The sequence below is a fragment of the Fontisphaera persica genome (assembly GCF_024832785.1).
Lineage (GTDB): Bacteria > Verrucomicrobiota > Verrucomicrobiia > Limisphaerales > Fontisphaeraceae > Fontisphaera > Fontisphaera persica.
Genome location: NZ_CP116615.1, coordinates 2,410,386 through 2,435,275, shown reverse-complemented (window position 1 = coordinate 2,435,275; position 24,890 = coordinate 2,410,386). Strand labels below are relative to the sequence as shown.

The window sequence follows — 24,890 nt, the reverse complement described above, 5'->3', positions numbered from 1 at the left end:
GATGAGGGTTGGAAGATAAGGCAAGCAGTTCATGAAAGTTATTTATGCAGGCGCCGTGCTTGTTCTGGCGGCGTGGTACTCGGCACGCGGTGATGCCACACTGGTGTTCAATGAAGTCATGTACCATCCCGCCACCAATGAGGCGGCGATGGAGTGGGTGGAATTGTACAACCAGTTGGCGGTGGATTTGGATGTGTCGGATTGGAGTTTGGAGGGCGAGATTGACTACAAGTTTCCGCCGGGAACACGTGTGCCCGGGCGCGGTTTTGTGGTGGTGGCCATCCAGCCTGCTGCGCTGATGGCAGCCACCGGGGCCACCCATGTGATGGGGCCTTTTAACCGGCGGCTGTCCAATGCGGGGGGTACCCTGGTATTGCGCAATAATAGTGGGAGGGTGATGGACCGGCTGGATTATGGGACCTCCGGGCTTTGGCCGGTGGCACCGGATGGTGCCGGTCCCTCCTTGGCCAAAATAGACGAGGAACTGGCCACGGGGACGCCTTCCAACTGGCGGGCCAGTGTGCAAATGGGCGGGTCTCCGGGTGTGGCCAATGAGCCGCGGGTTACGATTACCACCCAAAGCCGGACATTGCTACCCATGGACGCTGTATGGCGTTATGACGAATCGGGCGCGGATTGGGGGACGGCCTGGCGGAATCCGGAGTTTGATGACCAGGGATGGGCGCAGGGAGCGGCATTGCTGGCGCGGGAAGATTGCAATTGTCTGCCGGAGCCGATTCGCACGACCTTGAGCGTGGGCAGCAGCAAGCTGACGTACTATTTTCGCACGGCCTTTACCTACACTGGGGACGTGAGCCGGGCCACACTGGTGTTGCGGCACGTGGTGGATGACGGGGTGGTGGTGTATTTGAACGGGGTGGAGGTGTGGCGCCTGGGGGTGAATGATCCGGTGACCAGCGCCACCCTGGCCAGCCGGACGGTGAACGATGCGGTGTATGAGGGGCCATTTGGAATTTCGGCGGCCAGCTTGCGCCCCGGCACCAATGTCATCGCGGCAGAGGTGCATCAGGTGAACAGCACCAGTTCAGACATTGTCTTTGGTTTGCAGTTGGAGGAAGTGACTTCAGTCACCAATGCGCCGCCTGGGGTTCAGGCCCCTGAATTGACGGTTTGCTTCAATGAGCTGCCGGCGGTGACCAACCAGCAATTCTGGGCGGAGCTGATGAACTATGGCCGCGAGCCGGTGGCCTTGGACGGCTGCGTGCTGGCGCGGTTTGGGACGCACTACATGGAGTATGTGTTGCCGGCGCGGACGCTGCTCCCGGGTGAGCGGTGGGTGCTGGACCGGGCGACGGTGGGTTTTGGGGCGGATGGGGGTGACCGGGTGGTGTTGTACGCGCCGGGCAAGGTGAGGGTTTATGATGCCGTGGTGGCGAGGAATTATCCGCAGGCGCGATATCCTGAAGGGTTGGGGCGCTGGATGCATCCGCATCAGGCCACCCCAGGCGCCACCAATGATGTGCGGCTGCAATCGGACGTGGTGGTCAATGAAATTATGTATCATCATCAGCCCTTCCCCGCGGTGGGGGATTTGCCGCCGGAGGAAAACCCTGAAGAATGGCTTGAGCTGTATAACCGGGGCACCAACCCGGTGGATTTGACGGACTGGCGGTTGGAAGGAGCGGTCAGCTATCGGTTTCCTGACGGCAAAGTGTTATTGCCGGGTGGTTACCTGGTGGTAGCCAAAGACGCGGCCACGCTCCGGGCGGCCTGGCCGGCGGCCGACATTATCGGCGATTATAACGGCCGTCTTTCATCGGAGGATGTGCCTTTGCGGTTGGTGGACGGGCGGGGCAACCCGGCCTTCGAGGTGCTTTATTATTCCTGGGGACGCTGGCCGCAGTACGCCAATGGCGGGGGGTCCAGTCTGGAGTTGCGCAATCCTTTTGCTGATGCTGCCAGTGCTGAGGCCTGGGCTGCCAGTGATGAGGGCAGCAAGGCAGGCTGGCGCACCTATACGTACCGCATGACGGCGCAGGCCAGCGTCACGGCCAATCCTGACAGTGTGTGGCGTGAATTCCTGCTGGGGCTGCAGGCTGCCGGGGAGTGTCTGGTGGATGACATTCGGGTGACGCAATCGCCCACCAATAATCCGGTGCAAATGATTACCAACGGCGATTTTGAAAACGGCCTCAGCGGGTGGCGTGTGTTGGGGACCCACATGCAAAGCCGGGTGATTCCTGACCCCGACCGGCCGGGCAACCAGGTATTGCATGTGGTGGCCAGCGGCCCGCAGGAGCACATGCACAATCACATTGTAACCACACTCAAAGACAACCTGAGTGTGGTGAATGGTCAGCTATATGAGGTCAGTTTCCGGGCCAAGTGGCTGGGGGGCAATCGCCTGCTGAACACCCGGCTGTGGTTCAACCGGGTGGCGCGCACCACGGAACTGGTGACGCCGCAGAACAATGGGACGCCGGGTGCGCGCAATTCGCGGTTCGTGGCCAACCTTGGCCCCACCTTCAGCCGCCTGCGACATGAGCCGGTGGTGCCGGCGGCGGGCGCGCCGGTGACCGTGCGGGTGGCCGCCTCGGATGCCGAGGGCATCGTGCAATGTCAGGTGTTTTGGTCGGTGAACGGCGGGGCGTGGTCCAACGCTCCCATGACCTTGGGGGCGGACGGCGAGTATTCAGGGAGTTTGCCGGGCCAGGCGTCTGGCGCGGTGGTGCAGTTTTATGTGCGGGCGGTGGACGCCCTGGGCGCGGTGGGGATGTTTCCGCCTGAGGGGGCGCAGGGAGGCGCGCTGTACAAGGTGAATGATGGACAGGCGACACCTTATCCCGGGCATACCATCCGGATGGTGACGACGCCTGCCCTGGCGTCGTGGCTGCATCAGGCGACCAATGTGATGAGCAATCACAACTGGCCCTGCACGGTGATCTACAATGAGCGGGTGGCTTATTACAATGTGGGCTTGCGATTGAAGGCCAGCATGAACGGGCGGCCGTTCAGCAATCGGGTGGGATTTCACCTGGCGTTTCAACCGGACCAGAAGTTCCGGGGAGTGCATCCCACCATGGGTTTGGACCGGCGGCCTGGGGATAGCTCGCCGGCGAACGAGGAAATCGTGGTGCGGCACCTGGCGTTGGCGGCGGGGGGGATACCCACCATGTATTTGGATGTGGCGCGGGTGCTGTCCCCGCGCGGCACGGAGAATGGACCTGCGTTGCTGACGCCCAGTTACGAGGATGAATTTGCGGCCAGCGCTTTCAAGGACGGGGAGCGGGGGCTGCTGTTTGAGATGGAAGGCATTTACTATTCCACCAGCGCCACCGCGGATGGGTTCAAGCTGCCGCAGCCGAACACGACGCAGTACGTGGATCTCACGGATCATGGGAATGACAAGGAGAATTACCGCTACTACTACATCCGCAAAAACCAGCGGGCGGTGGATGATTACCGTCCCATGATGGCGCTGGGCAAGGCCTTCAGTTTGAGCGGGGCGGCGCTGGAGACGCAAACGCAGCAGTTGATGGACATGCCGGAATGGCTGCGGGCGTATGCCGTAATCACCTTGTGCGGAGTGAATGACACGTACACCTTCTGGCTGAACCACAACATGATGTTTTATTTTCGGCCGGAGGACCACAAGGCGGTGTATCTGATGTGGGACAATGACTTCACCTTCACCCGTTCCGCCACGGATGTGATTGTGGGGGGGCAAAATCTGGGGCGCATCATCAACCTGCCGTCCAACTTGCGGATGCTGTACGCCCAACTGCTGGACCTGATGCAAAGCCATTACAACACCAATTATCTGGCGTACTGGCTGGCGCATTACGGGCCCTTTTCCAGCGCCACGTACACGCATCGCCTGAGTTACATCCAGCAGCGCAGTGATTATGTGAAAAGCGTGATTGCCAGCGCCGGGGGGAATGCGGTGTTCAGTGTGACTGCCACCAACGTGAGTGTGACGGGCAGCAACGTGGTGACGCTGTCGGGCACGGCGCCGGTGGCGGTGCAAACTTTGTTGGTCAATGGCACGCCGTGGCCGGTGACCTGGAACAGCGTTTCGAGCTGGACGCTGCGTGTGCCGCTTAGTCTGGCCACCAATACTGTGCGCATCACGGGACTGGACCTGCGGGGCCAGCCGGTGAGCAATGCTGTTGCCAGCGTCAATGCCCTGGTCAACGCCGCGCAGGAGTCGCCGGTGGGCAACGTGATTTTCACCGAAATCATGGCCCAACCGGCGCAGCCAGGCGCGGAATACGTGGAAATATTCAATCGTTCCACCAACACCGCCTTTGACCTTTCCAGGTGGCGCATTAATGGGCTGGACTACCGGTTTCCGTCCGGCACCTGGCTGGCGCCGCGAAGTTACCTGGTGCTGACCAAGAACCGGTGGGCCTACCTCGCCGCTTACGGTCCCACCACGCCCTTGCTGGATGAATACTCCGGCAACTTGCAGGCCCATGGTGAGACCCTGACCTTGTTGATGCCAGGGGCCGAGGGCGGACCTGAGGTGGTGGTGGACCGGGTGCGTTATGAGGGCGCTCCACCGTGGCCGGCGGCCGCCGTGGCTGGCACCGGCTCCGCGTATCAGTTGGTGGATGTGAATCAGGACAATGCCCGAGCAGGCAACTGGACGGCGCAGTATGTGCCGGCGGTCTATGAGGGCGGGATTTACCAGCCGGCCACCACCAACACGGGATGGCGCCAGGTGGTGCTGACTGGTAGCATTGGGCTGGGCGTGGGCGGTGGCGCGCAACGACTGCTGATTTACCTGGGCGAAACCAATGGTGCGAGCGCGCTCATTGATGATATATGCCTGGTGGAGGGCACCAATGCCGCCGTGGGCTTCAACTACATTCGCAACGGCGATTTTGAAATGCCCTTGGCGGACGAGCCACCGTTGACCAATAGCTGGTTCATTCCCAGCAATTACACCAAAACCGCCATTGTGAGCGCCCCGGCGCGTTCGGGGCAGGGAGCCTTGCGTCTGGAGTGCACGACTTTTGGCAACAGCTATGGGCGGGTGATTTCGCAAAATCTCTCCCCAGCGCCGGCTCCCAATACGATATGCACGCTGAGTTTCTGGTTCTGGTCCACCAATTCCGCCACCAATCTTTATGTGCGCATCCAGAACAGTGCCGCGTTGACCACCAGCACCAATATTTTGCCCACGGTGACGCCGGAAATTAATTTGCCGCCGCGGCTGGTGTCGCCGGCGGTGACCTATCGCACGCCGGGTGTGGCCAATCAATTGGCTGCCACGCTGCCGGCTTTCCCGCCTTTATGGATCAACGAGGTGGCGCCTGGGGGCGCGGCGGGTTATCGCGATGCGGCGGGGGAGGAGGAGCCGTGGCTGGAAATATATAATGCCGGTAGCAACACCGTGGCGTTGCAGGGGTTGTACCTTTCGGCCAATTACTCGAACTTGACGCAGTGGGCCTTTCCCGCAGGCGCGACGATTGGCCCGGGCCAATTCCTGGTGGTGATTGCCGACGGGCAGCCCCATCAGAGCACCGCCGGTGAATGGCATACGAATTTCAGGCTCGCCCCCGGCGGCGGCTCGGTGGCTCTGGCGCGTCTGCACAACGGCCAGCCGCAGGTGCTGGATTATGTAAATTACCCACAGGTGCCGGCTGAACGCAGCTATGGGTCATATCCGGATGGCCAGCCATTTGACCGCCAGCAGTTTATTCACCCGACCGCCGACGCTCCCAATGATCCGCGTGGTTTGCCATTGATGGTGTTTGTCAATGAATGGATGGCCAGCAACCAGCGCACTTTGGCTGACCCGGCGGACGGGGACTATGAGGATTGGTTTGAGCTGTACAATCCCGGCACCAATCCAGTGGACCTGTCCGGATGTTATCTCACGGATACGTTGTCCAACCGGTTCAAGCATCAGATTACCACCAACGGCGCTCACATCATCCCGCCGGGAGGTTACCTGCTGGTGTGGGCCGATGAAGAAACCGGTCAGAACACTGATGCATTGGGCCGGCCCCGGTCGGATTTGCATGTGAATTTCAAACTGTCCGCCAGCGGTGAGAGCATTGGGTTGTTTGCCGCGGATGGCACGGTGATTGACACGGTGGAGTTCGGCCTCCAGACCAACGATGTGAGCATGGGCCGATACCCGGACGGCGGGGTGGAAATCGTGTACATGGCCGGTTCGGCGTCGCCGCGCACCGGCAACTGGTTGCGGGGCGCCAATCAGGCGCCGGCGGTGGCGCCGGTGGGCAATCGGACGGTGTTTGTGGGACAACCGGTGGCTTTCGCGTTGCAAGCCATGGACCCGGACGGTCCCTCTCAAACCGTGTCATTCAGTTTGGAACCTGGCGCTCCGGCCGATGCCCAAGTGACCACCAACGGCTTCTTCATGTGGGTGCCAGCCGCGCCGGGTGTGTACCTCTTTCAGGTGCGGGTTACGGACAATGGCCAGCCACCGCTGGGCAGTTTGGGGTCTTTTATAATTGAAGTCCTTGCCCGCCCGGCGTTGCAACCGCCTGCTTTCAACGGGGGCCGGTGGGAACTCGCCTGGCCCGCGCGGGCGGGCATGACCTACATTCTTGATTATAGCGCCAGTCTAAGCCCGCCGGCCTGGAGTCCGTGGCTTACGAATCAGGCGACGGGGGATACTTTGCGGACCACGAACGTACCGCTTTCCGGGCGGCAAGGATATTTCCGCTTGAGAACGGTGCTGGAGCCTTGAACGCGCCCACGAAGAATTATGCACAAGGATATTTCCAGGAAAACGTGGCGCTGGCCAGCGGCATGGCGGTGTGTGTCTTTTTATTTAACCTCAACCCGGTAAATCCCATGAAAACCCCAAAATCAAATCCGTTATTCCCATGGAATGGAAGGTTCATGACCCGGCTGGCTGCCCCGGCCTGGCTGGTCATCTTCCTGGTCTTTATGTTGGCGGGGCGGTCTTTCGCCCAGCCGACGCCGGTGGTCCATTTTTCATTTAGTGAAGGAGGGGGGAGCACGACCACCAATGGCGGTTCGCGCGGCGGGCAGGCGACGTTGGCGACGCAGGGGGGCTATCCGATGTTCGCGGGGAATGCTCCGGTGGGGCCGTATGCGCCTGCCTTCAACAGCAGCGCGATGGATTTTGGGCCGATTGTGGCTGCTTCGGACGGCAACCGAGCCGTGGACTTGCCGGGGGCACTGGGACCAATCAATGGCTTTACGGTATGCGGGTGGGTGAATTGCCGCGATTTGACCGTGGGCTGGGGCGGCAACCGATTGGTGTTTGCTTTGGTGGCGCCCAATGGCAACGGGTTTGATTTGGTGCACCTGGCTGATGGGTCGCTGCAATTGGGGGTCAATCAATGGCCGGATGGTTCACCGGCGGTCAGTTCGGCGGGTCGGTTGACGGCGGATCCCAACACGGGGCCAGCCAATTGGGTGTTTTTTGCGGTGACGTATGATGGGACGCTGGGTGCGGACAATGTGAATTTTTATTTTGGAAACGGGGAGACGCTGGCGGTTTTGGATGTGACACACACGTACAGCCGCGGGGTGCTGCCGGACTGCGGCGCGGTGACGCTGGCCAATTTTGGGCCGGTGGCCGGGGCGCGGACGGAGCTGGGGCCGGCCGGGGGCAGCCGGGTGTTGCGTGGGTTGCTGGACCAGGTGATGGTTTTCACCAATGTGTTGAGTTTGGCGGAGATCCGGGCGGTGCAGGTGGCACCTGCCGCACCGCCTGCGCCGTTGGCGTTTGTGAGCGAACCGGTGGAACGGGTGGTGAATGCTGGGCAGGATGCGGTGTTTTCGGTGGTCGTCACTGGGGGATTGCCGATTTGGTACCAGTGGCAGCGGAATGGGGAGAACATACCTGGGGCAACCAATGCGACGTATGTGTTAAGTCCGGCTCGGTCGGAGGACCATGGGGCACAGTTTCGGGTGGTGGTGTCGAACCTAGTCAGCGTGCTGGTGAGCAGCAATGCGACGCTGGGGGTGCAGAGCGATTTAGTGGCACCCTGGGTGGTTTCGGTGGGGGCGCCGAGTTTGACGAACATTTTAATTACGTTCTCCGAGCCGCTCGATGCGGGCATGGCGCAGGAGGTGGGGAATTACATGGTGCAACCGGGTAATTTGGGCATCTGGACGGCGGTTTTGGCAGCCAACCAGAGCAATGTATTGCTGACCACGGACCTGATGGTCACGGGGGCGGTTTATACGCTGACGGTGCAGGGGATTGCTGACCGGGCCCTGCCTTTTCCCAACTTTTTACTGGGGACGAATGTTGCATTCACGGCCTACGTGCCGCCGCCGGTGGTGCCCATAGTGGATTTCTCCTTTAGCGAGGGAAGCGGCACGGCGACGACCAACCGCGGGACGCGGGGAGGGCTGGCCAGCTTTGCCACGCAAGGGGGCTACCCGATGTTTGCGGCGAATGCGCCGGTGGGGCCGTATGCGCCTGCCTTCAATAGCAGCGCGATGGATTTTGGGCCGATAGTGGCTGCTTCGGACGGCAACCGGGCCGTGGACTTGCCGGGGGCACTGGGGCCGATCAATGGCTTTACGGTATGCGGGTGGGTGAATTGCCGCGATTTAACGGTGGGGTGGGGGGGCAACCGCGTGGTGTTTGCCCTGGTGGCGCCAAATGGCAACGGGTTTGATTTGGTGCACCTGGCCAATGGATCATTGCAGTTGGGGGTCAACCAATGGCCGGATGGTTCACCGGCGGTCAGTTCGTCCGGGCGATTGACGGCTGATGCGGGCACGGGGCCTGCCAACTGGGTGTTTTTCGCGGTCACCTATGACGGGACACAAGCCTCGGATAATGTAAAGTTTTACTTTGGCAATGGCGATACTCCTGCGGCGCTGGACGTGACGCGCACCTATAGCCGCGGTGTGTTGCCGGAATGCGGTGCGGTGACACTGGCCAATTTTGGGCCGGTGGCTGGGGCGCGCGCTGAACTCGGCCCCGGCGGGGGCAGCCGGGTGTTGCGTGGGTTGTTGGATCAGGTGATGGTTTTCACCAATGTATTAACGCTGGAGGAAATTCAGGCTGCCCAGGTGAAAGCCGCGCAGCCGCCCGCTCCGCTGGCTTTTCTTGCCGAGCCTGCCAACCAAACGGCTTATGCTGGCCGGGAAGCGGTGTTTAGTGTGGTGGTGAGCGGCGGTTTGCCGATTTGGTACCAGTGGCAGCGGAATGTGGTGGACATACCGGGCGCGACCAATGCGACCTATGTGTTGAATCCGGTGCGGGCCGAGGAGCACGGGGCGCAATTCCGGGTGGTGGTGTCCAATCTGGTCAGCCAGTTGGTGAGCAGCAACGCCACATTGCAGGTGCAAAGCGATGTGACGCCGCCCTGGATTGTGCAGGTGGTGGCGCCGAATTTGACGAACCTTTTGATTACTTTTTCCGAGCCGTTGGATGCTGGCATGGCCCAGGAGGTGGGAAATTACATGGTGCAACCGGGCAATCTGGGCATCTGGACGGCGGTTTTGGCGGCCAACCAGAGCAATGTGTTGCTGACGACCGACATGATGGTGACTGGCGCGGTATATACGCTCACGGTGCAGGCCATCGCGGATCGGGCTTTGCCACTGCCCAACTTTTTATTGGAGACGAATGTGACCTTCACGGCCTACATGCCGCCGCCGCGGGGCGTGCCGGTGGTGGAAGTGCGCTTTGAAGAAGGCTCCGGCAACACCGTGACCAACAGCGGGCGCGCGGGGGGCGTGGGGTGGATTGACTATGGCACGGCAAGTTCTCTGCCAGGATTGCCCACTTTCACCAACAATGTGCCGCTGGGGCCGTATGCGCCGGCGGGCAATCTTTATGCACTCTATACTGGCGCCGGGTCGGCCCACTCCAATTACGCCGGCAAAGCGGTGGATTTCCCCTATGCGGTCAAGACCAACACGGTGGGGGTGAGCCAGTTTACGGTCACGGGATGGATCAATGCCACTGATGGGACTATTGGCGGCGGAGGCAACCGCATCATCTCCACCTGGCCCAGCGATGCTGGCTCCATCACCAGCAACCGGCTGACGGGCTTTGACGTGGTGATGGAGTCCAATGGGCGGCTGCGGCTGGGGGTGAATCAGGCGCCGGACTTTCCCAATCCCCCCGGCAACATTGGCCCCACCAGCTCGTCGGGGCGGGTGCCCAGGGATTCGACGGCATCGCCCGGCAACTGGACCTTTTTTGCCATTACCTACGATGCTTCTTTGCCGTCGGACAACGTGAAATTTTACTTTGGCAATGGCAACACACCGGCCACAAGGGATGCTGGCGCAACGCTGGTGAACTATAATCGCGGCCCGGTGCTGGATGCCAGCGTGGCGCGTGAGCTGACGCTGGGGAATTTTGTGGCGGGCACGTCCAATGACGCAGGGACGCGGGATAGCAGCAGCAACTCCCGCGCTTTCCGCGGTTTGATGGACGAGATTCGGTTTTTTGCCCAAGCCCTGACGGAGGAGGAAATCCGGCAGGTGCAGGTGATGGGCGGGCAGACCGCCCCCGAGGCTCCGCCGGGGGTGGTGTCGCAGCCAGTGTCATTGACCTTATTTGCCGGACAACCCGCGGTGTTCAGCGTGATTGCCACGGGCACGCCCCCATTGAACGTGCGTTGGTTGCGCAACGGGGAGGTCATTCCCGCGGCCACCAATTTCATCTACACCTTTATGGCTGCGCCGGCCGATGACGGGGCCGTTTTCCGGGCGGAAGTGTATAATAATTATGGCACGAACCTGAGTGAGATGGCCCGGTTGACGGTGCTGCCCGAGGACGGCAGGAAGGTGCGGTTTTCGTTCAATGAAGGGAATGGCACATGGAGCACCAATCTGGGCAATGTGGGCGGCCGGGGCGATTTCATCCAGCAGGGTGGTTTTCCGCAGTTCTCGGTTTCCGTGCCGGCGGGAATCTATGCGCCTGCCAGCAATGTCACGGCGCTTGATTTTGGCACGCTTGGCGCCGCCGACGGTAACCGGGCGGTGGACCTGGTGCATGGGTTTGGAAATTCCCTGGGCCGCATGGGGTCGTTTACGGTGTGCGGATGGTTGAACTGCCGCGATTCAACCGTGGGCGGCGGGGGCAATCGCATTGTGTTCGCGCTGGAAAGCCCGAATGGTCGCGGATTTGATCTGGTGCATCAGGCGGATGGCTCGCTGCAATTGGGGGTGAATCAATGGCCGGATGGCACGCCGGCCAGAAGTTCCGCGGGCCGGTTGACGGCGGATCCGCAGGCGGGCCCGCAAAATTGGGTGTTCTTTGCGGTGACCTATGATTCGGGGCTGGAGGTGGGACAGGTGAAGTTCTTCTTTGGCAGCCCTGGCAGCGCCGCTGCTCTGGACCTGGCCACCAATTACCTGCGGGGACCCATCGAGGCCACTGGTCAGGTGACCTTGGGGAACTTTGGCGCTGTGGCGGGGACGGTTCGCACCGCCACCGGCTCCTCGAACAGCCGGTGTTTCCGGGGGTTGATGGATGAAATCCAGGTGTTTAATCGGGCGCTCAGCCTGCAGGAGATTCGGTATGTGCAGGTGGGTTTGCCGCCGAACTTCATCGTCACAGCGCCCTGGCTGGGACTGGGCCGCCAAGGAGGCCAGCTCATATTCAACTGGACTTCGCCTGTGCCGTTCCGGTTGTTTTACACCGATGACCTGGGCAACGGAAACTGGCAACCGGTGGAGGCCACAGTGGAAGTGCAAGGTGGGCAATCCACGGTGCGTCTCAACGCGGACCAACCGCTCCGGTTCTTCCGCTTGCAACCTTGAGGCTGCTTACATCCGAACATCAAGCCCAGGATCAGGCTGGGGTGGGTTTGCAGTACCAGAACCTGGCCAACATAAGATTCATCATGTGTCCAACCTGAAATATGTCTAACTTGAACCCTATTCTATGGCTGGTGATGACCGTTTGGGCTGGCACGGCAGCGGCGGCGCCCGTGACGATGAAACCTGCGCGTGTGGGCGACGGCTCGTATCCCGACCTGGCGGCGGATGACGCTGGCGGCCTGCATTTAACCTATGTGCGCGAGGGGGTGCTTTACTATCGCCATCGGCCTGCCGGGGCGGCGGCGTGGGGGCCGGAGGAGGCCACCGGTTTGCGGGCGGCAAACCCGCAGCGCAGCGACCCTGAAGTGGTGGTGGATTCCCGCGGCCAGCCGCACGTGCTGGTGGATCGTGGTTATGCCTGGCGGGAAAAGGGTGTATGGAAGATACTCGATCCTGGGGTGGAGCGCGATACGGCGATGGCGATAGACCGCGCGGATAATATCTACATTTGCCGCCGCGGGGGGGTGCGCGGCGGCTGGCTGGGTCTGCGTTTGCGGCGGGCAGGCGCAGAGCAGTTTGTGGATTTGCCAGACCCGGATGTGGCGGGGGGACTGCCCAAGGGCCAGAACGATCACGTGTACGGCCACGTCTTCATCAGTCCCAAGGATCAGTCGGTGCATGTGGTGTATCGGCACGGCGCGCCCACCCGCTGCGCGTATCGCGTTTCCACCGATGGCGGCCAGACGTGGGCTGGTGGCGGCATCAGCGATGATGACCAGGAGGCCCCCAGTGGTCTGGCGCTGGCAGATGGCTCCGTGTTCGTCATCAGTGGCAATGGCACGGTGCATCAACGGGTGGGTGGTCCCGGCGAATGGCGCTCTTTGGGGCGCGCCCTGGTCGCCGGCCGCCGTGACCTGCCGGTCTTGGCGGCGGACGGGGCGGGAAACTTGTACGCCGCCAGTTTTGGCGGGCGCTGGAATGCGCGGGTGCAGGGGAAGTGGGTGGGCGAGCAACGCCTGCCCGCGCCGCGTGGACAGAAACCCGGCTTTGTAGCGCTGGCCACCACGCCTGACGGGCGGGTGTGGGCCTGCTGGGAGGAAGGCGAGCAGGTCAACAATGACCAGTTGGCCGGGACTTCGGGGTTGTGGTTGATGCCGCTGGTGGCCGGAGTTTTTCCGTCGGCGCCGCCCGCGCAGGCTGCTGAGGCCGCCCGGCCTGCCGTGGAAACGGCGCCCCGCAAGGCGTCGGGGCCGGTGAAGCGATGGGACCGCTTTGAGATGACTATCGCTGCCCAACGAAATTACCAGGACCCGTTCCGGGATGTTTCGCTGGACGCTCTGTTCACGCGGCCGGATGGGAGCACGGTGAAGTTTTGGGGGTATTACGACGGCGGCCAAAGCTGGCGCATCCGCTTCATGCCGGACCAGGTGGGCCGGTGGAAGGTGAGGGCTGCGTTTTCGGATGGCTCAGTGTCCGTGCAGGAGGAGTTTGAGTGTGTGGCATCCGACCTTCCCGGGATGATTGCGGCGTACAAGGCCAATCCGGTTTGGTTTGGTTTTCAGGATGGGCCGCCGGTGCTGTTGCGGGGTCTGCACGTGGGAGACCGTTTCTTTGCCCGCAATTTTCCCCAAGCCCAGCGTGAGGCTTTTTTGAATTGGGTGCAGGCGCAGGGTTACAACCTGTTGTCGGTGGCCAGTCATTATTTGAATCGCAACGCCAAAGGCCGCGGGCAGGGCTGGCAAACGCCGGCGTTGTGGCCGTTGAACCCTGCGGAATACGCGTGGCTGGAGACTCAAATTGAAGAGCTGGCCCGCCGCCGCCTGCTGGTGTATCCGTTTGCGGGATTTTTTGGCCGCGACTCCAATTTTCCGCGCCAGCCGGCGGAGCAGGAGCTTTATGTGCGTTACACCTATGCCCGGTTGGGGGCTTATTGGAACCTGTTGCTCAATGTCGCCGGTCCGGAGCCGTTGCTGCGGGAAAGCCCCTATCTCAGCCGCGAGGAGGTCAACCGGCTGGGGGCATTGATTCAGCAGCACAATGTGTTTGGCAAGCCGCTCTCGGTGCATAACCGCACCGGCGATGATGAATTCCGGAATGAGCCGTGGCTGACCTACGGCACCATGCAGGGGCCCAAGACGGTCAACTGCGCCCACCTGGCGCGCGGATTGCTGGAAAGTCATCATGCGGCGAAGCCCATGCTGGCGCAGGAAACGTTGTGGAGCGGCAACACCTATCACATTCGCGGCATCAAGCGCGATTACACGGATGAGGAGCTGCGCAAGAACACCTTTGTGATTCACTTTTGCGGCGCGGCGCTGGTGTTTGCGGATAACGATGGTGATTCTTCCAGCGGTTTTTCCGGCACGCTGGCTTTGGCGGCCTGCAAGACTAACCGGCACGCGGCGGTCACGCCATCCGCCAAAGCAAGCCGCCCGATTTGGCGCAGGTGGCCACCGCCGGTTCTTTCTTCAAGAACCCGATCCTCCCGCGGGCGCAGTTTGCCGCGCTGGCCGCGCGCTTCCCCGGCCCGCCGGGGCATGACGAAGGCGACGGCCGCATGAAAGTGCCGCTGGGATGGATTCTCGACAAAGTCTGCGGCCTGAAGGGGGTCCAGCGCGGCCGCGTGGGCACGCACGAACAACAGGCGTTGGTGCTGGTGAGCCGCGGCGCCAGCGCAGCTGAGATCGAGGGTTTCGCCCGGCACATTGCGGAGGTGGTGAGGACCGCGACCGGCATTGACATTGAGTGGGAAGTGGAAAGACTTGGCTGAGGCAACTTTATGAAACCAACACATTACCGGCTGGTCATCGGCTCATGGGAAGACGTGCAAACCGAGGTCAACCAGTTGATGGAAGCGGGCTGGCAGCCGCTGGGCTCGCCGTGCGTTTGCTCCCAAGACCGCCCCTACGAGTTGTGCCAGGCGATGGTCCGGGCTATGGGTGCGGCGCATTGAGACTCTGTTGGAAGGCCGCCTAGGCGGCGATTAGCGGAGGTCCAGGGCAATCCGGTGGCTTTCCAGCAAGCTGCCTTCGGCCCACCGCCATCGGGAAACGGCCTGATTATAGTTCGCGCGCGCGCGGGCCTCGGTGGTTTGGACGGTAGCCAGATCGCGCTGCAATTGCAGCACCACGAACAGGGTGCTTTTTCCCCCTGCCAGTCGGCGCTCTTCCGCCGCCAAGGCGTTTTCCGCCGACTTCACGGCCTCACGCATCACCTGCAACCGGTCCCAATCCGCCTGGGCGGTATGCAAGGCGTCCGACACTTCCTGCATCACCACCTGCTCCTTTTGCTTCACCAACAGAGCGGCCTGCATCTTGAGGTGCTTGCTGGCCTGGTAGCTGCCGCGCTCCATCGTCCGCCCCAGCGGCAGGGAGAAGATAACTCCCACCCGGATGCTCGGATTATCCCCCCGGCCAATCTGACTGAAAGCCTCGGAGGCGGAGGCGGCGGCGGGATAGCCCGGCCAGGTCTGGACGGTGCTGGCGCCCCGCCGCCCATACCCCGCCACCAAGTCAAGCGATGGGAACAACTGGTTGTGGCGGTATTTCAAATCCACTTCCGCCTTCTTCAAATCCAGCCGCAGTTGCGCCAGATCGGCGCGCAGGCGCAATGCCCGGGTCCAACTTTCGTGTAGGTCAAACGCCTCCGGCACCGTAATCAACTGCTCTTGGGGCAGAAGCCGCCTTGCCGGCGCCTGGTCATGAGCCTCGCCCAAGATGGTCTTCAGCGCATTCTCCGCGAGCACGACCAGGTTGCTCGCGCTCACGCATTCCGCCTGCGCCACCGCCAACTGGGACTGCGCCAATTGCGCATCCGGCGGGGTGAGCATACCGACCTCAATCTGGCGGTTGACACCGGCCAGCAGCCGGTGGCGCATCGCCACCAGCCCTTGCTGAATACCCAAGTATTCGCGAGCATACAGCAGCTCGTAATAGGCTAATTGGACCTGGTTGATCACGTCGTTGGCCAGGTACCTCACCCCCAGCTCGGTTATCTTCAAATTATGCTTGTTGATCTGAATCGTCATCCGGCCCTGGTCAATCCAGAAGTTCTTGAGCAACGGCTGTTGCAGGGTTAAATCCGCGTTGAGATTGTAGGAATCAAAATCCATGAAGTTGCGGGTTCCGTAACTGTTCGCGTAATCGCCGCCCAGCGTGTAGCGCGCGCCGGTTGGCAGAACACCGGTGAGCGCCAGGCGTGCCGTCGTCGAGTCCGCGCGATAGACGGCGTCCTTGCTGAAGTCCGCCGGGTCAAAACCGCCGCTGTCCGAAAGGCTCTCGCGCCGCACGTCGGCGGTGAACCAGGGATCATAGTAGCCATACGACCCGCGCAGCGTGTTGCGGGCGATGGCCGGGTTCAACCGCTGGATCTGGAGCGCATGGTTCTTGAGGAGGGCGGTTTGGATGCACTCCAAAAGCGTAATGGGGCGGAACGTCGGTGATTGCTCCTGGGCGAGGCCGTGGACAGGGGAGAGCAACAGCAAACCACCCCACACCGCTGCCAGCACGGCAGCCTGCTTCAAAGTCGGAAGAGTGTTAGTCATAGGACGGCAATACCGGCGTCAGGGTTGCCACGAGAGTGTGACCCGGTAGATGGCGCCGTCCAGCCCCATCGGCAGGGGCACGAGCACCGGCCCGCTGTGTGCCGCCGGGCCGAGGTTCGTCACCGCCTGCCACGGGTCGGTCAGCGCCAGGCCGCGACGTTGGATGGTGTAGTTGCGCCCCGTCACCCCGGAGAAGCATACCTGCAACCCACCGTCCCCCGCCCGGGCGATACTCAAGCGCAGTGTGCTTTGCTGATTTTGGGGATCAGTCCCCGCCAAGAACTCGGCGCGATTGCTCATCCCATCCGCATCCAAGTCCAAGTCCGCGTCGCCGTTCGAATACGGTGCCAGCCCGTGGGCGATTTCCCACTCGTCGGGCATCCCGTCTCCGTCGCTGTCCACCACGTTGGCTCGGCCGGCGGTTGGCGCGCCCACATACCAATTCAAAGGCTCATTGCCATAGCTCAAGGCGTCGCGCCGTTGCAGCGACTGCCCCGTGCCTGCCGCGCCGCTGGGCCATGGGGGTCCCGGCTGGTATTTGACCATCTCCACCAATTCATACGGCACGTAGCCTGGATTATGCTCCGCCGGTCCTTCGGGTTTGTCCGGCCACAGCAATTTCAGGGTTTCTCCGGCATCGCTCAACTTCCCTTCATACGGTCCTAGGACCGGCACCTGCGCCGGAACTGCAAACTTGGCGCGGAACGCGGCCAGCTTGCCCGGCGCCGTGACTGGGTCGAAGCTGACAAGCACCAAATATCCCCCTGCGGCCAGCGTTGTGTTGGGGGGCAGATCGAAGCTGACGCCATCCCGAATCCGCCACCGGTTGGTGGGATGGAGCGGATCGTAAAGCGCGACGGGATTCCCCGTGGGGTTGTGCAACTCCACAAACTCCTCGTCGGCGCTGGTCACGCTCGCCGGCGGTTGAAAGTGAATCTCGCTGATAACCACCGGCCCAACGCGCGGCCCCGCGTTGGGCCGGCCTGTGCCAGTGCGAAATTGAGTGATGGCGCTGGGGTTGTCCACGCCGAAGGTGCGCTCGCGCAGCGGCACGAAATCGGTGCCCAGGCTCGTGGGGACGCGGCCGGCGGAGACCCCGTTCTTCAGTGCGCCAAAGCTCGTCCAGAGCTGGCTCCCCGTCAGGTTGCCGGTGGCGTCGCCTGCACTCAAAAACACTTCGTCGCCTTCCGCGGAATCGAGGGAGAACCCGCCGGTGGCGCCAAACTGGTATTCATAACACACCCAATACCCACCCGCGGGAATGACCGTCCCTACCGGAATGCGGTACTTCTTCAGTTCGGCGGCCGAGTCGCTCAGCCACCAATTGCTGATGTCCACCGGCACCGCCGTGGGGTTGTGCAGCTCGATCGCGTCCTCCAGTGGCGGATCCGTATGGCTCAACACTTCAGAGATGACCACGTTGGTGATGAGGGCCATGTTCGGCTCGTCCGGGGTGGCGAAGCCGGGCGGGAAAGAGACGATGTTTGCGCTGCCATCCGGGGCACGGCCCTGCGAAACGTTCGGTGCCTGGCTGCCAAACGTGACGCGATCAAGGATGGTTGAGCGATCGGCAGCGTACAAGGTAAGCGTCTCGCCGCTGGATCCCAGCTTGAAGTCCAGGTGATCCGCGTCCATCTTCTCCAAATCCGTGGCCTGAAACTTGGCGAAACCACGCGCGCCAACAAACGAGAGCGCCAACAGCGCCCGATTGGTGGGCGTGCCCACCGGACGATCGGTCAGGACCAAACCAGTCAACGAAACCGGCAGGCTTGCGGTGTTGTAAAGTTCCAACCAGTCGTCGCCAGTTGCCGGACGGGCCATCCATTCATTGATTCTCAGCCCAACGGGTGGCGCCAGCGGCTGCGCTTCGTTTGGCTCGCGCGGCGACGGTTGGTTCAATTGCCAGGCGCCCGCGCCATCGGGCACGCGCCCCACACTGAGGTTGGGCACCTGCAAACCAAACACCACCGCATCCACAAGGGTGGTTCCGTCGGCGGCGTATAGCTGCAGCAGATCGCCCGAGCTGCTCAAACCAAAGTTGGCCCGCAATTCGGACGACAGGGGATTGGTCGTGCAAAGCACCAGCAGATGTCCCCCCGCCTCAATGACGGTTCCGGCTGGAAACACAAATTTGGCCGGCTGCGCCGGGTCATCGGTGAGCCGCATGCCCGCCACACTGAGCGCTTGCGAGGTGGGATTGTACAGCTCGACGTAATCCGGGGTCACCCCCTCCTGGGTCAACACTCCCTTGTTGTTGGCCAAGACCTCGTTAATGACAATCTGGCTGGAAGCCGGAGTGCCGGCGAGCATCAGGCAGAGCAGCCAGGTCTTCCCGCTGTTCAGCCGGGATCGAGCTTCAACGCGGCGCCGCGGTTTCAAAGCAATTGGCAGGTGCATGGTCCTAAACCTCACTTCACTTAATCTGGCTTCGCCGCCGCGCTGACCGGCCCGGGCAGAACCGCGGCAGCGGGAATGATGGCGGCCCGGAATTGTTTCTGGTAGATGCCTTTGGGTTTTCGCCCAAGCACTCTCGGTGGTTTGTAGTTTCCGTCGTCGCTGACCACGAGCAGGTCATCTGCCGGTTCAAAAAACTCTGCTAGGGCTTCCGGATTCAGTCCGACCAAGCTGGCATGCGACAGGCGCTGCAGCGCGTCGTCCAGCCGCCCGCTCCAGCGGTACATCTCCGATTGTCCCCGCCCATCATGCGAACCAGCGATTAGGAGATATTGTCCACGCCAGCGGGTCATGCTGCGCAGCCCCCGCCCCCCCAGCGCCAATTGCAGCGGTTCGCCCAATATTGCCCGTTCGCCCAGGATTACTTTGCCGGGATTCAGCAGCGGCACCAACAAGGCTTTTCCTTCTGGCACTGGATTGCGAAAACCAATCCACAAATGTCCCTCGGGCGTCGCCGCCAATGCCTCGATGTTCAGCGCTCCCGGCGCTTTGGGCGGCAGCCGCGAGGCGGCGGCCAGGTGGAACCGTTGCAGCGGCGGATGCGCCATCAAATCCTCCAGCAGCCGGGTATAGGGAATTCCAACCGGTCGCAAGTCCACTTCTCCATTGCGAATCGAGCCGGTGGTGGCGAAAAAGCGCTGGCGGCTTGGCGCCACCTCCCCGGCCAGATTGCGGCCATGGGAGGTAATCCAGTAAATTAGCTCGCCCACCCGCGCCGCCCCTTCCAAATCCGCCTCCGGAACGGCTGGATCCACCCGCAGGTACCGGGACAAATCCAACGAGAAAATCGGCGCGCCGCCCTCGCGGCGATAAACGCGAATCAGATTGTCCTCATCATCCGCCACCGCGAAATGCTGCGCATCCAGCGCCACCGCTGCCGAAGCGTCCCGCAAACCGTAGAATGACCGGACGGATTCGGCGGTCTGCCCGGACAAGGCCGCCGCCAGCACCAGCGGCAGCCCGGGGAAAAGGCGTCGCGAGGTTGCAGCGCCGCCTGGCGGGCTGGAAGCGGAGGTCGGTTTCATAAACAAGCTAGTCAGTTTGTGTGGCCAATTTCCCGGTTGGCCGCCGGGGGCTTGATCCACAAATCCACTATTTCCCCCGGCCGAATACGCGCGGCAGGCGGCACTTCAATAATGATCGGCAGGCCAACATCCACCAGCGCGCCTTGGCGGACATACGCCAAGGCGTTGGTGATCACTTCCACCTGCGCCCCCACCTGCACCACCGAGGACCAAAACTGCTGCCGGCTTCGGGTGCGGGTAGTAATCTTGACGGCCAAGCCAACCTGCGGATCCACGGGATACGGCTGCCGCAGATAACCCACCACCCGGTCGCTCCACAACGAATGAACGTTCAGAACCGGTTCGCCATCCATCAGATATTCCCCTGGTTGACGATTGATCGCGGCCACCATGCCTGAAATGGGCGCCACCAGCGTGATCGGCCCCCAATTGCTGGCCGCCAGGGATTGCGTGGCCTCCAGCCGCTTGAGCAGCGCCTCCAGCCGTGCATCCTTTGGCGCCACCTGCGGGTCACCCAGCGCGCGCAGGCTTGCCATCTGCCGCTCCAATTCCTCCACGCCTCTGGTCTTTTCGGTAACCTCCGCCTGGAAGGCCTCGTACGTCTTGAGGCTCAAGTCGTACACATCCTCGGAAACCAGTTTTTCCAGGTAGAGCGGACGGTTGCGCTCGACCTCGTTTTGCGCGCGCTGCAAGTTCACCTTGGCGATGGCCAACTCGGACTTCATGCGCAGCAGTTCCACCCGGATTCGTTCATAGTTCATCGCGTTTTGGTCGGCGACCGCCGGTTGGAACCGCAGCCGCGCCAACTGCACCTCCGATTGCAGAAAATCCAGGAGCATGCGCGAGTCCGCCGGCTGGATCACGGCCAGCGGATCGCCTTGGTTGACCAGTTGATACGGCTTGACTTTTATATCGAGCAGCCACCCCCTCTGGGGACTGGTGACCAGCGCGCGCACTCCCTCGCCCACTCCGGCCAGGGTTTGTGCGCGGTTCACCTGCGTCCAGAGTCCGACAATGCACCACACCAGCAAGCCAAACATCAGGACGGGCATAATCCGGACCCGTACTTCGCGCCAGAGGGTCCCCACCGGGGCAGGAATGGTAGGCAGTGATTTCATCTTTAGATTTCCGATTCGTCCTCCGCCGCCATCGAAGAAACCCGCGACACGCCGGGCACCGCCCGCAATTCGCTCAGCAGGTCTTGCACCCGTGCTGGATTCCGCAGCAGCAGTCGGTACGACAAATCCGCGCCCTCATAGCCATCGTTCGTCCGTTGGCTGGCCAAATGTGCGCGCCAACTATGCCGGCTTAACAAGCGTGTCAGTTCGGGCAGCTCATTCAAAGTCCGCTCCCAGTGCAAATTGACGATCAGGTCGTACCGATGCCGGCTGCCGTAGGAGGAGTACCACAAATAGAGCATCGCCACCGAAAACAGCGCGCACCCGACTGCCGCGCTGGCGAATTTTTGGGTGCCCGCCGCCATTCCCACCACCAAGCTAATCAGCAGGTAGGTGGTGTCCAGCGTGTCCCGGAGGATGTTGCGGAATCGCACAATGGCAAAGACTGCCATCAGGCCAAACGCCGTGACCAAGTTGTTGGTCAGCACCTGCATCACCAGACATACAATTGGCGGCAGCAACACCAGTGAGTTGACGAAGGTGCGCGAGTACGACAGGCCGGAGTGGGTGGTCATATAGACCCACGACACCACGTGGCCGCACGCCATCGAAAGCAACAGACCCAAGACCAGCGCGGGCCAGTTGGTCGGCGTGGTCCCCAAATCGCCCCCCGTGAACCATTCCAGATTAATCGTTTCCATCATCGCCTTTCTCCGCACCCCAACGAAATCTCCGCGTCGGTGTCTGGCGGGTGGCTTCCCACGGCCCCCGCGAACGCCCCGGCAGTTGAACATTGCCCATGGTGGCGCATCCCCTTCCGACTGCTTTGATCAGGCACGGTTCTAGCTTTCATTCTGCCAGCCCTCAGCACATTATGTGCCGGGCGGCAAAAATGCTGAAAAACAGCCTACTTTTGGGGTTATGGGCGATGCGGACGAACGATGAATGCAACAAATCGTAGCACTGCTGTTCGAGAAAGTAGCAGCCGGCCAGCCGACGCCTCGCGGGGTCGGCTGGCGGCACTCGCGCTGATGGCCCTGTTGGCCGCGAGCCTCATCGGGTGGATCACCCGCCAAATTTGGACGCAGCTGGCCGAACTGCAGCACGAGTTCGCCGCCATGGAGGCCGAAAGTTATTACCTTGGTACCCGCCTCGGCGCCGGGGTCGAGCGGCTGGATGGCAGCCTGCTCCGCTTCCAGCTTTCCGACAGCGCCAAGGAACGCGACCGGTTTCACGAGGAGGCGCGCGCGCTGGGCGAACTCCTCGCCCGCACCCGGCCGCGGCTGGCCAGCGCGCTGGAAACCAATCTGGTTGCGCAGTGGGAGCAGGCCTTCACCGCTTATCTCGCCGATGCTGCGCCACTTTTGGACAAGGGCGTTCGGGCGGTGCGCAAGGATTCCGCCGCGGTCGTTGCGGCGCAGATACACCAAATCTCGCAGCCCCTCCGTGACCTCAGCGACCGGCTGATCGCCTCGCAGAAGACCTCCTGGCGCACCTTCCTCGGCGGATCCCACCGCACCTTGGTGGGGCTTCAACAATCCGCCCTGATGGCTCTGGGGATGCTGATTCTGTGCACCTCCACCCTCTTCCTGCTCGCCCACCGGCTCGCCGTGGCTCCCCTGCGGCGCCGCCTGAGCGCCGCCCAGGCGGTGCTCGAAAAACAGGAGAAGCTGGCCTCCCTGGGCACGCTCGCCGCCGGTGTGGCCCATGAAATCCGCAATCCGCTCGCTTCGCTTAAGTTTCGGCTCTTCAGCCTCAAGGAGTCATTGCCCCCGGAATTCGCCAATCATGACGATGTGGTGGTGATGGGTGATGAAATCAACCGCCTCGAACGCATCCTCAAGGATTTCCTGCAGTTTGCCCGCCCCTCCGAACCCTCCATGGCCGTCATTTCCGCCCAGCAGACGCTGCAAACGGTGTACGCCTTGCTCCGGCCCCAGCTCCAGGCGCGCGGCATCCGCCTGGTGCTCGAATTGGGCGAGGATCTTCAGTTGCGGGCCGACAAGCAGCAGCTTGAACAGGTATTGATCAACCTGGTCCAGAACGCCGCCGACAGCATCGAGGGCCAGGGAACCGTCACGCTCCGCCTTCGCCAAGGCGCGGCGCGGCTGGACGGCCGCTCTGTCCCCGCCGCCATCCTCGAAATTGCTGACACCGGCAAAGGCATCCCGCCCGACGTGCAGTCCCGCCTCTTTGATCCGTTCTTTTCGACCAAGGCTGGCGGCTCTGGTCTGGGCCTGGCCATCTCCGAGCGCATCATTGAAAAACACGGCGGCGTGCTCCAATACCAAACCCAGCTCAACCGTGGCACCACCTTCCAGGTTGTGCTGCCACGCACTGAATATCATGACAGCCCGAATCCTTCTCATTGAAGACGACGCCCGGCTTGCGGCCATCCTTCAAAAGCTGCTGACCCGCGAAGGCTATGCGGTGGACCACGTTGCCCGCGGCGATGAGGGGCTTGCCCAGAGCCAGTGCCAGCCTTATGACGTGATCTTGACCGACCTGAAACTGCCGGGGCTGGACGGCCTGAGCTTGATCTCCCAACTTCATGCCGCCAAACCCCGGCTGCCCATCATCATGATGACGGCCCACGGCACCACCGAAACCGCCATTGAGGCGACCAAGCTGGGTGCCTTCGAGTACCTCCTCAAACCCTGCGAGCCGGAGGAACTCCTGGACCTGATCGCCTCGGCGGTCGCCCATTCCCAGCGCATGACCATCCCGGTGGAACTGGGCGAGGCACGCGAGGCCCGTTTCGCCCTGGTCGGCAACAGCCGCGCCATGCAGGAAGTGTACAAACAGATTGGCCGCGTGGCCGCCACCCCCGTTACCGTGCTGATCCGCGGCGCCACCGGCACGGGCAAAGAGCTGGTTGCCCGCGCCCTTTATCAACACAGCGACCGCGCCGACAAGCCGTTCATCGCCGTCAACTGCGCCGCGATCCCGGAAACGTTGCTGGAAAGCGAATTGTTCGGTCATGAGCGCGGGGCTTTCACCGGCGCGCAGACGCGCCGTATTGGGCGTTTTGAACAAGCTCACGGCGGCACCATCTTTCTTGACGAAATCGGTGACTTGTCGCCCGGCACCCAGGCCAAACTCCTCCGGGTCCTGCAAGAACGCTGCATCCAGCGGTTGGGGGGTGATGAAACCATCCACGTCAATGTGCGTGTGCTGGCCGCCACCCATCAGGACTTGGAGAAGGCAATTGCCGAACGCGAGTTCCGTGAGGATTTGTTTTATCGGCTCAGCGTTGTCACCCTCCGCCTGCCGGCGCTGCGCGACCGCGCCGAAGACATCCCCGACTTGGTCCGCTTCTTCATGCAGCGACATGCCACGGACCTGGCCATCCGCGATCCGTCCATCCAGCCGGAGGCGATCGCTTGGTTGCAGCGCCAACCTTGGCCGGGCAACGTGCGCCAACTGGAAAACGTACTCCGCCAAGCCATGCTCCTCGCCCGGCCTTTTGCTGTGGGACTGGACCACGTCCAACAAGTCCTGGCCCGCAACGCGCAAGCGCTGGACATCCGCCATCTGACGATTGCTGGCTACATTACCGAACTCCTGGACCGCGCCCAGCGCGGGGAGGTGGAGGACGCTTTTCACCGCCTGATTGCTGACATCGAACCGGAACTCTACTCCCAAGCCATCCGGCTCGCGCAGGGCAACCAAGCCAAGGCGGCCCGCTGGTTGGGCGTCACCCGCCTCAAAATGCACGACAAACTGACTGAATTCGGTCTGCTGCCGCAGCGTAATCCGCCTCCACCCGGAACCGCGTGAGGCGGGGTGGCGATGCAGGCGCCGGCAGCCGGATTCCGCAAGGCCTGCAGCTCACCTTGTCCCCACTGTGGAACCGCGGTCGCTTGCCCGCCACCCCCTCGCTCAAGAGTTGGGTCCTGCGCGGCCTTTGCCCGCGCCAGACAATTCTATGGCGCCGCCTAATTCCCCGCCGCTCAAACACCGCCGGAGGGCTGAGGTTTCCAGACCAGTCCACAGCCGAAACCGCAATCACGTCGGGAAAGGGTTGGCCTTGGCAATGCG

At 62.2% G+C, this 24,890-nt stretch carries 12 protein-coding genes; 7 read left to right on the top strand and 5 right to left on the bottom strand.

The window, feature by feature from the left end:
* Positions 1–31 precede the first annotated feature (31 nt).
* From NXS98_RS08960 to NXS98_RS08940, 5 genes are all read left to right on the top strand, one after another.
* Positions 32–6,685 (top strand): lamin tail domain-containing protein, encoded by a 6,654-nt coding sequence (locus tag NXS98_RS08960; protein ID WP_283844619.1) that lies wholly within the window; start codon positions 32–34, stop codon positions 6,683–6,685.
* 155 nt (positions 6,686–6,840) lie between these two features.
* A complete protein-coding gene (locus NXS98_RS08955) occupies positions 6,841–11,709 on the top strand; it encodes a LamG-like jellyroll fold domain-containing protein (protein ID WP_283844618.1) in 4,869 nt (1,622 codons plus the stop codon).
* Between the two features lie 101 nt (positions 11,710–11,810).
* Positions 11,811–14,270 carry a DUF5060 domain-containing protein gene (locus tag NXS98_RS08950; RefSeq protein ID WP_283844617.1) on the top strand — a complete coding sequence of 820 codons (2,460 nt, stop codon included), beginning with the start codon at positions 11,811–11,813 and terminating at the stop codon, positions 14,268–14,270.
* Positions 14,156–14,479: a UDP-N-acetylmuramate dehydrogenase gene (locus NXS98_RS08945; protein WP_283848148.1), complete on the top strand. Its 324-nt coding sequence runs from the start codon at positions 14,156–14,158 to the stop codon at positions 14,477–14,479. The genes NXS98_RS08950 and NXS98_RS08945 overlap by 115 nt, the downstream gene beginning before the upstream one ends.
* Positions 14,480–14,488: 9 nt before the next feature.
* On the top strand, positions 14,489–14,662 hold the full coding sequence (locus tag NXS98_RS08940; RefSeq protein ID WP_283844616.1) for a DUF1737 domain-containing protein: 174 nt from the start codon (positions 14,489–14,491) through the stop codon (positions 14,660–14,662).
* 30 nt (positions 14,663–14,692) lie between these two features.
* Here the strand turns inward: NXS98_RS08940 and NXS98_RS08935 are convergent, their stop codons facing one another.
* The 5 genes from NXS98_RS08935 to NXS98_RS08915 are packed head-to-tail and all read right to left on the bottom strand — an operon-like array spanning position 14,693 to position 21,553.
* Positions 14,693–16,252, bottom strand: a complete 1,560-nt coding sequence (locus NXS98_RS08935; RefSeq protein WP_283844615.1) for a TolC family protein — start codon at positions 16,250–16,252, stop codon at positions 14,693–14,695.
* A gap of 18 nt (positions 16,253–16,270) precedes the next feature.
* The gene (locus NXS98_RS08930; RefSeq protein WP_283844614.1) at positions 16,271–18,649 is read right to left on the bottom strand and encodes a lamin tail domain-containing protein; all 2,379 of its coding nucleotides are present in this window, start codon (positions 18,647–18,649) and stop codon (positions 16,271–16,273) included.
* A 20-nt stretch (positions 18,650–18,669) separates the two neighbouring features.
* Positions 18,670–19,731, bottom strand: a complete 1,062-nt coding sequence (locus tag NXS98_RS08925; protein ID WP_283844613.1) for a DUF3616 domain-containing protein — start codon at positions 19,729–19,731, stop codon at positions 18,670–18,672.
* Between the two features lie 11 nt (positions 19,732–19,742).
* Entirely contained in the window at positions 19,743–20,849 is a 1,107-nt protein-coding gene (locus NXS98_RS08920) for an HlyD family secretion protein (RefSeq protein ID WP_283844612.1), read from the bottom strand.
* Positions 20,850–20,851: 2 nt separating this feature from the next.
* Entirely contained in the window at positions 20,852–21,553 is a 702-nt protein-coding gene (locus NXS98_RS08915; protein WP_283844611.1) for a DUF4956 domain-containing protein, read from the bottom strand.
* A gap of 327 nt (positions 21,554–21,880) precedes the next feature.
* Here NXS98_RS08915 and NXS98_RS08910 point away from each other — a divergent pair, with 327 nt between their 5' ends.
* Together NXS98_RS08910 and NXS98_RS08905 are read left to right on the top strand one after the other, a co-directional pair.
* On the top strand, positions 21,881–23,221 hold the full coding sequence (locus NXS98_RS08910; RefSeq protein ID WP_283844610.1) for a two-component system sensor histidine kinase NtrB: 1,341 nt from the start codon (positions 21,881–21,883) through the stop codon (positions 23,219–23,221).
* Positions 23,196–24,629, top strand: coding sequence for a sigma-54-dependent transcriptional regulator (locus tag NXS98_RS08905; RefSeq protein ID WP_283844609.1), 1,434 nt, complete (start codon positions 23,196–23,198; stop codon positions 24,627–24,629). The genes NXS98_RS08910 and NXS98_RS08905 overlap by 26 nt, the downstream gene beginning before the upstream one ends.
* Positions 24,630–24,890: the final 261 nt, after the last annotated feature.